We start from the raw sequence: 13,750 nt of genomic DNA, 5'->3' as shown, positions 1-13,750 counted from the left end.
CACCCCGCCGGGAGTTTCGCCGAACGCGAAACGGCGCTGTGCGAACGGCGCCTTTGGCTGGGCCAGCCGCAACCAGCGCGGGACTTCCCCCGTTGCCGGGCTGGGCGGCGGGAGTTTCCGGTCCAGCTCCCTACCTTCGCCCACACCGCCCGGCGCCGCCGCTATGCCCGACATTCCACCCGCGACTCTTGCTTCGGCCCCGGCAGACGACTTGCTGCAGGCGCTGCTGAGCGTGTCCCTGACTGGCATCATCGTCTTTCAGCCCGTGTTCGGCCCCGACGACAGCACCATCGCCGATTTGGCGTACGTGCACCTGAACCCGGCGGCCCAGCGCATGCTGCAACTGCCCGAGCGCCCGGCCGTCACCTTTCTCGCGCGCTACCCCCACGCCCAAGAAACGGGCATTTTCGCCTTTTTCTGCGCCGCCTTCCTGGCCGGTGGCGAAACGCGGCGCTACGACGTGAACTACCAGTTCGACGGGCTCGACAACTTTTTTCACTTGCAAGCCCAACGCAGCGGCGCCCTGCTGCTGGTCAGCTTCACCGACACGGCCGACCACGCGCGCACGGCCGTGGAGGAAACCCTGCGGGAGAGCCAAGCCCGCGAGCGGGAGGCCTTGGCCGAGGCCGAACTGCAGCGCCAGCAGTTGCGCAGCGTGTTCGAGCAGGCCCCGGCCATGATTTGCATCTTCGAAGGGCCGGCGCACACGTTTCAGTTCGTCAACCCGCAGTACCAAGCCCTGGTGGGCGAGCGGCCGCTGCTGGGCCGGCCCATCGGCGAAGCCATGCCCGAGCTGGCCGACCAGCCCATTTTCGACCTGCTCGACGAGGTGTACCGCACCGGGCGCACGTTCTACGCCACCGAAATGCTGGTGCAGCTCGACCACCACAACGAGGACCGCCGGGAGCTGGAAAAGCGCTACTACAACTTTATCTACCAGGCCCGCCACAACCTGGCCGGCACCATCGACGGCATCTTCGTCTTTGCCTACGACGTAACACCGCAGGTGCTTGCCCGCCAGCAAGTGCAGCAGCTGCACGAGGAGCAGCGCATCCTTAACGAGCAGCTGCAGGCGGCCAACACCGAGCTGGCCGCTGCCGTGGCCCGCGCCGAGCAGGCCCAAGCCGACACCGAGCGGGAGCGAAATCTGCTGCAGGCCCTGCTGATGCAGGCGCCGGTGGCCATTGGGTTGTTTCAGGGGCCAAACCAAGTGGTGGTGGCGGCCAACGAACAGCTCTGCGCCATGTGGGGCTACCCCGCGCAACGCGTGCTCGGCCGGCCGCTGCTGCTGGCCGTGCCCGAGCTGCAGGGTCAGAACTTCGATTACCTCATTGCTCAGGTGGCCGCTACCCGCGTGCCGTTCGTGGGCACCGAGCTGCCGGCCCAACTGCGCCGCAACGGGCAACTGGAAACGCGCTACTTCGATTTTGTGTACCAGCCGCTGTACGACCCGGCCGGCGAGATGCTGGGCGTGCTCGACATTGCCATCGACGTGACCACGCAGGTGCAGGCGCGCCAGCAGGTGCAGACGCTCAACGAGGAACTGGCCGCCACCAACGAGGAGCTGCGCGTCACCAACGAGGAATTACTCACCAGCAACACCGAGCTGCTGCTCGCCCAGCTGCAGCTGCAGGAGCTCACCCAAGCCCTGGAAGGCCGGGTGGAGCTGCGCACCCGCGAGGCCCGGGCAGCCCGCGCCGAGGCCGAGCGCCAGCGCGCCCTGCTCGAACGCCTGTTTATGCAGGCCCCGGCGGCCATCTGCATCTTGCGCGGCCCCGAGCTGGTGTACGAGCTGGTCAACCCCGGCTACCAGCAGTTGTTTCCCGACCGTCAGCTGCTGGGCCTCCCCATCGCGGAGGCGCTGCCCGAAATCAAAGACCATTCCGTGTACCTCAGCTTCCGGGAGGTATTCGAAACCGGCCGCACCCACCAGGCGCAGGGCATGCTGATTCCGCTGGCCCGCCCGGGCGACGGCGTGCTTGAAAACCGCTATTTCAACTACATCCAGCAGGCCCGCTTCGACGAGCAGGGCCGCATCGACGGGGTGATGGTATTTGCCTTCGAGGTGACGGAGCAGGTGCAGGCCCGCCAGGCCAGCGAAGCCAGCGCCCAGCGCCTGCAGCTGCTCACCGATGCCCTGCCGGTGCTCATCAGCTACGTCGACCGCGACGAGCGGTACCAGTTTGCGAACCTGGCCTACGAGGCGTGGTTTAAGCAGCGCCCCGCCGAGCTGATGGGCCGCCAGGTGCGCGAGGTGGTAGGCGAAGCCGGGTACCGAAACGTGAAGGCTTACATGGAGCGGGTGTTTGCGGGCGAGCGGCTGAGCTTCGACGCGCGCATGCCCTACCGCGACGACTTCTTCCGCCACATCCATGTCGACTACATCCCCGACTGGCGCCACGGCGAGGTGAACGGGTTCTACGCCCTGGTCAGCGACGTGACCGAGCAGGTGGAGGCCCAGCAGCATGTGGCCGCCGCCAACGAGCAGCTGCGGGCCACCAATGCCGACCTCGACGCGCTTAACAAGCAGCTGCGGCGCACCAACGTGGACCTGGACAACTTCATCTATACCGCCTCCCACGACCTCAAAGCGCCCATCACCAACATCGAAGGGCTGCTGCACGCCCTTACCGAGCAGCTCCCACCCGAGGTGCTGCAGCAGCACTTGGTCGAGCCGATCCTGACGCGCATGCACGGGTCGGTGGAGCGTTTCAAGCGCACGCTCGACTACCTCACCGACGTGAGCAAGCTGCAGCAGGAACACGCCCAGCCGACCGCCCCGGTGGCGCTGGCGGCCATGATTGAGGACGTGCGCCAAGACCTGCTGCCCCTGCTGCGCGACACCGACGCCCAGCTCAACGTGGACGTGGACGCCTGCCCCACCATCCTGTTTTCGCCGAAAAACCTGCGCTCGGTGGTGTACAACCTGCTTTCCAACGCGCTCAAGTACCGCCACCCCGACCGCCCGCCGGTAGTGCACATCAGCTGCCTGCCCGACGCCGGGGGCTACCTGCGCTTGAGCGTGCAAGACAACGGGTTGGGGCTCGACGAGTCCCAGCGGGCCCGGATATTCGGCATGTTCCAGCGCCTGCACACCCACGTCGAAGGCTCGGGCATCGGCCTGTACATGGTGAAGAAAATCGTAGAAAACGCTGGCGGCAGCATTCGGGTGGAAAGCGAACTGGGCCAGGGCAGCACCTTTGTCGTGGACCTGCCGACCTAAGCTGCGTATACGGGGCCAGCGCCACACCCGGCTCCGCCCGCGCTAGTACCCGCATGCCGCACTTAGCCCGTATCCTGCTGGTTGACGACGACTCGACCACGAATTTTCTCAACCAACTCCTGCTGCGGCGCATGGCCGTGGCCGGGGAACTGCTGGTGGCCGAAAACGGCGCCGAAGCCCTGCACTTGCTCGCTCCACCCGGCGACACCGACGCCCCGCTGCCCGCCCTCATTCTGCTCGACGTGAACATGCCGGTGATGAACGGCATCGAGTTTTTGCGGGCGTGGCAACAACTGCCCCTCCCCCGCCGTCAGGGCACCGTGGTCGTGATGCTGACCACCTCCCTGCACACCCGCGACCTGCAGCAAATGCAGCAGCTGCCCGTGGCCACCATTGTCGACAAACCCCTGACCGAGGCCAAGGTACACGCCATCTTGGACCGGTATTTTCAGCAGCAGCTGCCAGGAATTTAGCGGGTTGCAGGCCTCGCATACCCAAAATACCACGCCGCGTGCTTCCTGGCCCGCGGCGTGGTATTTTCGGTGATTCAACGGTTTAGTGCAAAGCCTAGCGCTTCCAGAAAGCCAGCTGCAGGCTGGTGCGGCCTTTTTTGTACACGGGCTTCTTGTAGCTGGCGTAGACCGGGCGGTGCACCCCGGCGCGGCCGTGCCGGCCGAAATTAGCCGGGATGCTCGCCGCCGCGTCGAGCGAGGGCAGCAGCAGGGCGACGAAGAGAACCAGCGAAACGAGGCGGGTGAGGACGGTTGCGTTCATGGCGAGGCAGAAAATGGATTGGTGTGGCGACAGGAAGACGGGCGTCAGGCCCGTTGCGTGAGTTGAAGGTGCAGGAACACTTCCGTTCCCAGTCGAGCTTTTAGCCAAACCGTTCTTGTTACTGTGCCAACGGCGTCACATTCTCAATTAAACATTTCAGGTCTTTGCACCAACCCGCACCAAACGCAACGGCCCCCCGCACCGGTTGGTGCGGGGGGCCGTTGCGTGGGCAGCCGGTAGGCCTAGCGCCGCTTGCGCTTTTTCGACGAGAGGTAATCCTCGTCGTCATCGTCGTCGTCCGAGCCGAAGTTGGGCATGGTGAACATGGACGAGAACAGGTCTTTGAACTGCGTGCCGGCCGTGAGACGGTTGCGCGAGAGCAGGCTCATTTCGGCCATGCCGTGCAGGGCAAACTCCTGCCAGAACAGCGGGTCCTCGTTGAACATGTCGGCCGGAATGCTGGCCTTCACCAGGTCGCGCAGGCCGGGCACGGCTTCGATGGCGGTGCGGTAGTCCGTTTCCGAAGCGTCGTTGAGGATGTCGACCGAATGGGCCCCAAACCAGTCTTGAATGGGCTTGTAGGGGTTGGGCTTGTCCTTCTGCTTCTTGGCCTTTTCGGGGTCGGGGAAGTACTGCAGGAACTGCGTGCGCAGGGCCTTGCCCATGAGCTTCTCGGCCACGATGCCGGCGCCCTCCTGCTCGCCCTCGTACACCAGTTCCACCTTGCCGGTGATGGCGGGCACGGCAGCCATGAAGTCGGCCACGCGCACGCGGGTTTTGGTTTCGCCGTTGATGAGCGCCCGGCGCTCGGCGGCGGCAATGACTTGCTCGTAGGCCGAAATGGTCAGACGGGCCGACACGCCCGATTTGGCGTCGACGTACTCCGAGCCGCGGGCCTCGATGGCCACTTGCTCCACCAGGTCGTGGATGACTTCGTTGCCGCTCACTAGGTTGCGCTGCGAGTCGGTCAGGCGGGCTTCCTGCCGGGTGATGCGCTTGCCGATGTCGATGCTCTTGGGGTAGTGCGTGATGATCTGCGCGTCGATGCGGTCCTTGAGCGGCGTGACGATGCTGCCGCGGTTGGTGTAGTCCTCGGGGTTGGCGGTAAAGACGAACTGCAGGTCCAAGGGCAGGCGCACCTTGAAGCCGCGAATCTGAATGTCGCCTTCCTGCAGGATGTTGAACAGCGCCACCTGGATACGGGCCTGCAAGTCGGGCAGCTCGTTGATGACGAAGATGCCGCGGTGCGCCCGCGGAATCAGCCCGAAGTGAATCACGCGCTCATCGGAGTAGGGCAGCTTGAGCGTGGCGGCCTTGATGGGGTCGGCGTCGCCGATGAGGTCGGCCACTGACACGTCGGGCGTAGCCAGCTTCTCGGTGTACCGCTCGTCGCGGTGCAGCCAGCCGATGGGCGTGTCGTCACCCTTCTCGGCCACCAGGTCTACCGCGTAGCGCGAGAGCGGCTGCAGCGGGTCGTCGTTGAGCTCCGAGCCGGCCACCACGGGAATATACTCGTCGAGCAGGCCCACGAGCTGGCGGGCAATGCGCGTTTTGGCCTGCCCGCGCAAGCCTAGCAGGTTGATGTGGTGCATGGAGAGGATGGCCCGCTGCAGGTCGGGAATCACCGTCTCGTCGTAGCCGTGGATGCCGGGAAAGGCGTTTTCGCGGCGCTGAAGTTTCTGAATCAGGTTGTCGCGCAGCTCTTCTTTGACCGTACGCGAACGGTAGCCCGCGGCTTTGAGCTGGCCGAGGGTGCGGATAGTTTCGTGGTTCATCAGGGGCAGATAGGGAGCGGGAGAAGGGTCCCGGGTAAGATAACAGCGAAAGGGCAGCTGAGGTTCGGCGGCACAAAGCAGGAGAAATGAGCAGATCAGTAGATGAGTAGGTTGGTAGGTGAGTAAACAGGCAGGTGGACGAATAAGCAGATGAAAGCGGGTAAAGAAGAACGTCATCCTGGCAGAGCGAACCGAAGGTCGGCGTAGCCAAGGACCTCGCTCATACCCTGCTCTGCCGCTACGGCCAACGAGCAGGCGCAAATCAGTCAGGACGGCCCAAGCGCAGCCATCATGCCCAGCCAATTGGGTGTTGGTGGATGCGCTTTGTAGTTAGTGCGAGGTGCGAGCAAGGTCCTTGGCTACGCCGACCTTCGGTTCGCTTCGCTCAGGATGACAGCTTTTTTCATCTACTCGTCCGCTCACTTGCCCATCCGCTATCTACTCACCCCCCACCGCCTCACATCATTTGCACCGGCCACTCACATACTTATGCGGCTGACAAGGGCTAACCGCGCGGATACTTTTGCCCCACACTCCGCTCCGGTTCCAACCTACCCTTTTCCGCTATGAAAAAAGTCCTCCGAATCGTCGGCCTGCTGGTGGCCGGCTTGGTCTTTCTGGGCGCCTGCGCCGCCACGTTTGTGCAGGTGCGCGGCATTCCGAGCTACGACCCGCCCCAGCTCAAGCTCGCCCCCGTGGCCTACACGCCCGAGCGCGTGGAGCACGGCCGGCGCCTGGTGATGAGCGTGTGCGCCGAGTGCCACCGCAACAAGCAAACCGGCCGCCTCAGCGGGCAGCACCTGAAGGACATTCCGGCACAGTTCGGCAAGTTTTATTCCGCCAACATCACCCAGGACCAGGCACACGGCATCGGCCGCTGGACCGACGCGCAGGTGGTGGCCCTGCTGCGCACCGGCCTCGGCCCCGACGGCCGCATCCGTTCGGTGATGCCGCAGTTCGACCGGCTTTCCGACGAGGACGTGCTGAGCATCGTGGCCTTCCTCCGCTCCCCGGACGCGGCCCTGCAGCCCGACGCCACGCCCTCCCACGCGCAGGAACCCAGCTTTTTCGGCAACGTGCTGGCCAATACCCTCATTCAGCCCGCGCCCCTGCCCGCCAAGCCGGTGCTGCAGCCCAGCCCCGCCGACGAAGTGGCTTTCGGCCGCTACCTCGTCACCTCGCGCTACAAGTGCTACGATTGCCACTCCGGCGACATCCTGAAAACTGACGGCAAAGACCCCGAGAAGTCGTTCGGCTACATGGGCGGGGGTTCGGTGCTGCAAGACGCGGAGGGCCACGACATCGTGAGCCGCAACCTCACGGCCGACCCCGAAACCGGCACCGGCGACTGGACGCCCGAACAGTTTGCGCAGGCCATGAAGTACGGCCGCTCGCCCAGCGGCCCGCTGCGCTACCCCATGCCCAAATACTCGCTGGTGACCGACCAGGAAGCCCGCGCCATCTTCGCTTACCTGCGCACGGTGCCGGTCATCAAAAATGCCACGGCCGAAGACGGCGCGGCGGCCGTGGCGCAGCGCTAAGGCCTGGGGCCCGCTGGCACACAAATGACAGCGGGCCTCACATCATCATGCGAGTGACCGGAGTGCAACAGCAACCTACTTTTGTACCACTCCCCTCTTGCTCCCAACAGCCTTTCTGACGCTATGAAAAAGATCCTCCGAATACTCGGCCTGTTCATTGCCGGCGTGGCATTTCTCGGTGCTTGCGCGGCCACGTTTGTGCAGGTCCGCGGCATTCCGAGCTACGACAAGCCGCAGGTGGCGGCCCAGAAGATTGTGGCCACGCCGGCCCGCATTGCCCAGGGCCAGAAAATTGTGAATGCCATGTGCGCCGACTGCCACCTCAACCGCGCAACCGGCGCGCTGACCGGCAAGCTGCTCACGGAACTGCCGCCGGAGTTTGGCAAGCTCTACTCGGCCAACATCACCCAGGACAAAGCCCACGGCATCGGCGCCTGGACCGACGAAGAGTTGATCGGGGTGTTGCGCACCGGCATCGGGCGCGACGGGCGCTTCCGGGTGGTCATGCCCAATTTCGTGCACATGTCCGACGAAGACGTGGCCAGCGTCATTGCCTACCTGCACTCCACCGACGCGCAGGTGCAGCCCAATCCGACGCCCTCGCACGAGCAGGAGCCTTCGTTCCTGGCCAAGGCGCTGGTCAACACAGTGATGAAGCCCATGCCCATGCCCACCGGCGCCGTGCTGGCCCCCAACCCCGCCGACGCGGTAGCTTTCGGGCGATACCTGGTGGTAGGCCGCTACAAGTGCTACGACTGCCACAGCAAAGACTTCAAAACCAACAACCACCTCGAGCCCGAGAAGTCCGAAGGCTACCTGGCCGGCGGGGCCACCATGACGATGCCCGACGGCTCGGCCATTGTCACGCGCAACCTTACGCCCGACCCGGAAACCGGCCTCGGCGACTGGACGGAAGGCCAGTTCGTGCAAGCGGTGCGTTACGGCCAGTCGCCGCACGGGCCGCTGCGGGCACCCATGCCCAAATTCACCATCATGGACGACGCCGAAGCCAAGGCCATTTATGCCTATCTGCGCACCGTTCCCGTAGTTAAGAATGCGACGCCGGAAGACGGCGCCACCGCCGTGGCTACGCGTTAGGGAAAAACCACGCCCGGCAGTGCAAAACGGCCGCCCCAGTCTGGGGCGGCCGTTTTTTTGTTTCGGGCCCGGCAAAGCATGCTGGTCAGTATGCCTTGCCGGGTCGTTTCAGGCTGTTTCCGAACGATAACGTTTCCCCGCGGCCCCATTGCAGGGAGGGTATTACTGCTGGCCGGTGTACGGTTGGCACATTGTGCGCTAGTCTATTGGTATCAGCCATGGCGTTGCGGCCAAACTTCTCCGATTTACGAGTGCCCCGCGGGCTTATTCCTGGCTACTCCCGAATCCAACTGATAACCAGGCAATATAATGCTACTGCCGAGTTTATGTTATTAAAAAAGTTTAATAAACATTAAAAATATAATGCAATATGAATCGTGTTGTACATTATTCTAAAAATTCAATCCAAAATTGCAAATAAGCCCATCAATCATCTTATTAACCGCAAATCTCACCAATAAACCACCGTTTCTATGAGAAAATCTTTACTCACCATGTCAGTTATGGCCTGCGCTATAACGGGGCATGACCTGCACGCGCAAACGCGGACAGTCACCGGCCGCGTCGTGGGCGCCGACGGCTCCGGGCTTCCGGGAGTGACCGTGCTGGTCAAGGGAACCACCAACGGCACTTCCACCGACGGGGACGGCCGATATTCCCTTACGGTTCCGGGCACGGGCGGCACCTTGGTCTTTTCGTCCGTTGGGTATTCGTCCCAAGAAGCCGCGCTGGGCAACGCCTCCAGCATCAACATGACGCTGGCCGCCGCCAGCACCGGCCTCGACGAAGTGGTGGTGCTTGGCTACGGCATCACGCAGTCGCGGCGGGAGCTGACGGGCTCCATTGCCACCGTGAAAGGGTCGGAAATTGCCACGGCGCCGGTGCAGAGCTTCGACCAAGCGCTGCAGGGCCGGGCTTCGGGCGTGAACATCACCACGCCCAACGGGGTGCTCAACAACCCGCCGGTGGTGCGCATCCGGGGCGTAAACTCCATCTCGCTCAGCTCCGACCCGCTCTACGTCATCGACGGCGTGCCGGCCTACAGCGGCAACAACTCGGCCCTGACGAGCGTGCCCAACAACCCGCTCAGCAACATCAACCCCAACGACATCGAGAGCATCGAGGTGCTCAAGGACGCCTCGTCGACGGCCATTTACGGCTCGCGGGCGGCCAACGGGGTTATTCTGATTACGACCAAGAAGGGCAAGCGCGGCCAGAGCCGCATCTCGGTCGACTCGTGGGTGGGCATTTCCAAGCCAGTGCGCCTCTACGACGTGCTGAGCGCGCAGCCCTACATGGACCTCAAAAACGAGGCGGTGCGCAACCTGAACGCCAACCGGGCGGCCATCGGGCAGCCGGCCACCAACGTGGAAGGCTTCCGGCCGTCGCTCGACGCCAACGGCAACCAAGTGGATACGCGCTGGTACGACTACATCTACCGCACGGGCTTCACCAGCTCCAACGCGGTGAGCTTTGCGGGCGGCTCCGACAAAACCACCTACTACGCCTCCGTGGGCTACTCCGACCAGAAGGGCATGCTGGTCAACAACACGTTTAAGCGCATCTCGTCGCGCCTGAACGTGGACCACAAGGTGTACAAGTCCTTTTCCGTGGGGGCCCGCGTGGGCTACTCCAACTCCAAAAACCAGTCACCGAACTCGGGGTCGGTGTCCGGGGGCGCGTTTGGCACGGGCGGCCTGGGCCGCTTGCCGCTGGTGCTGCCGCCGAACGTGGCGGCCTACAACAACGACGGCAGCTACAACATTGCCGGCGTGGCGCCCTTCAACTCGAACGGCATCGGCCCCGGGGCCAACCTGAACCCGGCCTCGACGACGGGGGCCCCGCTGTTGGTGGGTTACTACAACCCGGTGGTGGAGCTGGACAACAACTACTTCCGCTCCGAGTCGAACCAGATTGAGGGCAGCGTGTACGCCAACTGGGAAATCATCAATGGGCTGCATGCGCGTACCACCTACGGGCTGAACAACGTCAACTTCGAGGACCGCGCCTTTTACACGGCCATATCCGGCGACGGGTGGTCGGCCACGCCCGGCGCGGGCGGCACGGCGGCCAACTACTACCGCACCAACAAGCGCTGGAACTGGCAGAACACGCTTTCCTTCGACCGCACCCTGGCCGATAAGCACACCGTTTCGGCCACGGTGGGCACCGAGCAGCAGCACACCGAAGTCATCCGCTGGGGCGCCTCCCGCACCGGCGTGGCCGACAACTTCTTCGAAACTTTTGAGGGCAACTTCACCAACGTGTCGACCGACGGCCTCTTCCAGGGGGAGAACTTCCTGCTCTCCTACTTCGGCCGCGTGAGCTACGACTTCAGCAAGAAGTACGTGGTGGCCTTCAACGCCCGCCGCGACGGGTACTCGGCCTGGGGCAACAAGTGGGGCAACTTCTACGGCGGGGCGCTGGGCTACGTGCTGTCGGAGGAAGGCTTCTGGAAAAACGCGAGCTTCCTGCAGCCGGTGAACTTCCTCAAGCTCTCGGCCAGCTACGGCGAAGTGGGCAACGCGCTGGGCGTGGGCGACTATTCCTCGCTGCAGCTCTACTCCTCCGGCCTGAACGGCCCCGCGGCCACCCTGTACTACTCCTTGGCCGGCAACCCCAACCTGACCTGGGAAACCAGCAAGAAAACCGACGTGGCCCTGGCCTTTGGCCTGTTCGATGACCGCCTAAGCGGCGACGTGACCTACTACCGCAACGACATCGACGGGCTGATCCTGCCCGTGCCCCAGGCGCCGTCGAAGGGCATTCCGAACAACAGCATCGACGCCAACGTGGGCTCCATGCGCAACACCGGCATCGAGGTGAACCTGCGCGTGAATGCCATTCAAACCAAAAACTTCACCTGGACGAGCAACATCAACTTCTCCACGCTGAAGAACGAGGTGCTGGCCCTGGCCACCGAAGGCCAGCGCATCGGCACGGCTACCTCCACGCTCGAAACGGTGAACTACACCCGCGTCGGCGGCTCGGTGGGCGAAATCCTGGCCGTGCAGTCGTTGGGCGTGAACCCGGCCAACGGGCAGCGCCTGATCCAGACCTACCAGCGCGACGCCAACGGCAACATCGTGCGCGACGGCAGCGGCAACCCCGTCATCGTGGTGAAGCAGTACAACCACCAGGGCACCACGGGCGTGGGCTCGACAGGCTGGACCATTCAGGATACCAACACCAACACCACCGCCCCCACCCAGCTGGTGGACGGCATCTACTACGGGCCGGTGCTGCCCAAGTGGTACGGCGGCTTCGACAACACCTTCCGCTTCCGCGGGGTGGATTTGGGCGTGTTCATCCAGTACTCGGGCGGCAACTACATCTACAACGGCACCAAGGCCGGCCTGCACGACCAGCGCTTCTGGAACAACGACGTGGACATGCTCGACCACTGGACCGGCGAAAACCGCACCGCCAAGTGGCCGCGCCCGGTGTACGGCGACAACGTGTCGAACGGCTCGGCCCTGATCATGTCGGAAAACGTGGAGAAGGGTGACTTTGCCCGCCTGCGCAACGTGACCCTGGGTTACACCTTCAGCTCGGAGCTGACCAGCAAGCTGAAGATGCAGAGCGCCCGCGTCTACCTGCAGGGGCAAAACGTGGCGCTGCTGACCAAGTATTCGGGCATCGACCCGGAAATTTCGACCAACGGCAACGCCACCACCGGCGCCGGCGTCGACCGCAACTCGGTGGGCCAGGCCCGCAGCTACACCCTGGGTGTCAACCTCACTTTCTAGCCTTAACTCCCCTGCCTCACGATGCAACGCATTATACATAAAAGCCTGGTTTTGACGGCCGGCCTGCTGCTGGCCCTGGGCTCGACCTCCTGCCACAAGGACATGCTGGACCCGGTACCCGAAACGGCGCTGTCCAACCTGGTGGTGTTCGACACGCCCTCCCGTATTGAGCTGCAGGTCAACGGCCTGTACGCCTACGTAAAATCTGGCAGCTTCCTGGGCGGCCGCTACCAGGTCTACGGCGACATCCGCGCCAACGACTTTTTGAACCGCGGCACCAACCTGGTGACCGGCACGGCCGTGTGGAACCACACGCTGACCGAAGCCTCGCAGAACGACGTGATTTCCGCCTGGGGCGCTGGCTACCAGGCCATCAACCAGATCAACGTGTTTCTGGCCGGGCTCGACGCCAACGCCGCCAAGTTTGTGCCGCCCGCGTTTCCGGCCAATTTCGCTACCCAGGCCAGCTACTACCAGGGCGAAGCCCGCCTGCTCCGGGCCCTGTGCTACTACTCGCTGCTGCAGCTCTACGCCCGCCCCTACGCCGACGGCAACGGCAGCAAACCCGGCCTGCCCCTGCGCCTGCGGGCCGAAACCGACGACTCGGGCAACGACCTGGCCCGCAGCAGCGTGGCCGAGGTGTACGCGCAGATTCTGAGCGACCTGAACGCGGCCGAGCAGCTGCTGCCGGCCAGCTACACGGCCGCTTCCGGCGGGGTGCCCGTGGCGACGCTGAACGTGACGCGCGCCCACCGCAACACGGCCATTGCCCTCAAGACGCGGGTGTACCTGACCATGGGCCGCTACGAGGACGTCATTACTGAGGCCAACAAGCTGGTGCCCGCCGCCGCGCCCTACGTGGCCGCCACCGGCGTGCCGCACGCCCTCAACGCGTCCGTGGGCAACGTCTTCGCCTCGCCCCAGGAAACGGCGGAAAGCATCCTGAGCTTTGCCTTCACGGCCCAGAACGCGCCCGGCACCCAAAACCAACTAGGCTACTACTTCTCGCCCGGCGGCGAGTACAGCCTGAACCCGGCCGGCATCCTGGGCAACACCACCGCCTGGCCCACCACCGACGCCCGCCGCACGGCCTTTGTCGTCACTTCGGGCACGGAGTCGTTTATGCGCAAGTACCCCACCGGCACGCCCTTCACCGATAAAGCGCCGGTGATTCGCTACGCCGAGGTGCTGCTGAGCCTGGCCGAAGCCCGCTTCCGCACCCAGGGCGCCACCGATGCCCGCGCACTGGCGCTGCTGAACGCCGTGCGCACCCGCTCCAGCCCCACCGCGGCTTACCCCGCCTTCACCAGCGTCACCGCCGCCGTCGACGCCGTGCTGCAGGAGCGCCGCATCGAGTTTTTGGCCGAAGGCATCCGCAACATCGACATCATGCGCCTCAACGTGCCGATTCCGGGCAAGGCCTCGGTCAGCGCCGTCAACCCCTCGGATGTGCTCTACGTGTGGCCCATTCCGTCCACGGAGCTGCAAACCAACCGCTTGATGACGCGCAACTTGTAGGCCTGCGCTAACGCAAAAGCCCCGGCAGTAGACCTGTCGGGGCTTTTTTTTATGGTTGAAGCGCAGCACTTT

At 64.1% G+C, this 13,750-nt stretch carries 8 protein-coding genes; 6 read left to right on the top strand and 2 right to left on the bottom strand.

Annotated elements, in window-relative coordinates:
* The first annotated feature begins 163 nt into the window (after positions 1-163).
* Together LJ737_RS06580 and LJ737_RS06575 are read left to right on the top strand one after the other, a co-directional pair.
* Positions 164-3,223 (top strand): PAS domain-containing sensor histidine kinase, encoded by a 3,060-nt coding sequence (locus LJ737_RS06580; protein ID WP_227763904.1) that lies wholly within the window; start codon positions 164-166, stop codon positions 3,221-3,223.
* Between the two features lie 53 nt (positions 3,224-3,276).
* Entirely contained in the window at positions 3,277-3,696 is a 420-nt protein-coding gene (locus LJ737_RS06575; protein WP_227763902.1) for a response regulator, read from the top strand.
* Positions 3,697-3,790: 94 nt separating this feature from the next.
* Here LJ737_RS06575 and LJ737_RS06570 read toward each other — a convergent pair whose 3' ends face one another.
* Both LJ737_RS06570 and LJ737_RS06565 read right to left on the bottom strand, forming a co-directional pair.
* A complete protein-coding gene (locus LJ737_RS06570) occupies positions 3,791-3,997 on the bottom strand; it encodes a hypothetical protein (RefSeq protein ID WP_227763900.1) in 207 nt (68 codons plus the stop codon).
* A 242-nt stretch (positions 3,998-4,239) separates the two neighbouring features.
* Positions 4,240-5,772, bottom strand: coding sequence for a sigma 54-interacting transcriptional regulator (locus LJ737_RS06565; protein ID WP_227763898.1), 1,533 nt, complete (start codon positions 5,770-5,772; stop codon positions 4,240-4,242).
* 566 nt (positions 5,773-6,338) lie between these two features.
* Between LJ737_RS06565 and LJ737_RS06560 the strand changes: the two genes are divergently transcribed.
* The 4 genes from LJ737_RS06560 to LJ737_RS06545 all read left to right on the top strand — a co-directional run bounded on the left by LJ737_RS06560 (position 6,339) and on the right by LJ737_RS06545 (position 13,678).
* Complete coding sequence (locus LJ737_RS06560) at positions 6,339-7,313, top strand: c-type cytochrome (protein WP_227763897.1); 975 nt, start codon at positions 6,339-6,341, stop codon at positions 7,311-7,313.
* Positions 7,314-7,436: 123 nt separating this feature from the next.
* On the top strand, positions 7,437-8,411 hold the full coding sequence (locus LJ737_RS06555) for a c-type cytochrome (protein WP_227763894.1): 975 nt from the start codon (positions 7,437-7,439) through the stop codon (positions 8,409-8,411).
* Between the two features lie 473 nt (positions 8,412-8,884).
* Positions 8,885-12,160: a SusC/RagA family TonB-linked outer membrane protein gene (locus LJ737_RS06550; RefSeq protein WP_227763892.1), complete on the top strand. Its 3,276-nt coding sequence runs from the start codon at positions 8,885-8,887 to the stop codon at positions 12,158-12,160.
* A 21-nt stretch (positions 12,161-12,181) separates the two neighbouring features.
* A complete protein-coding gene (locus LJ737_RS06545) occupies positions 12,182-13,678 on the top strand; it encodes a RagB/SusD family nutrient uptake outer membrane protein (RefSeq protein ID WP_227763888.1) in 1,497 nt (498 codons plus the stop codon).
* Positions 13,679-13,750 lie beyond the last annotated feature (72 nt).

Source organism: Hymenobacter sp. 15J16-1T3B (genome assembly GCF_020711235.1).
GTDB lineage: Bacteria > Bacteroidota > Bacteroidia > Cytophagales > Hymenobacteraceae > Solirubrum.
The sequence above is the reverse complement of the archived record's forward strand: the minus strand, read 5'-3'. Positions and strand labels throughout refer to the sequence as shown.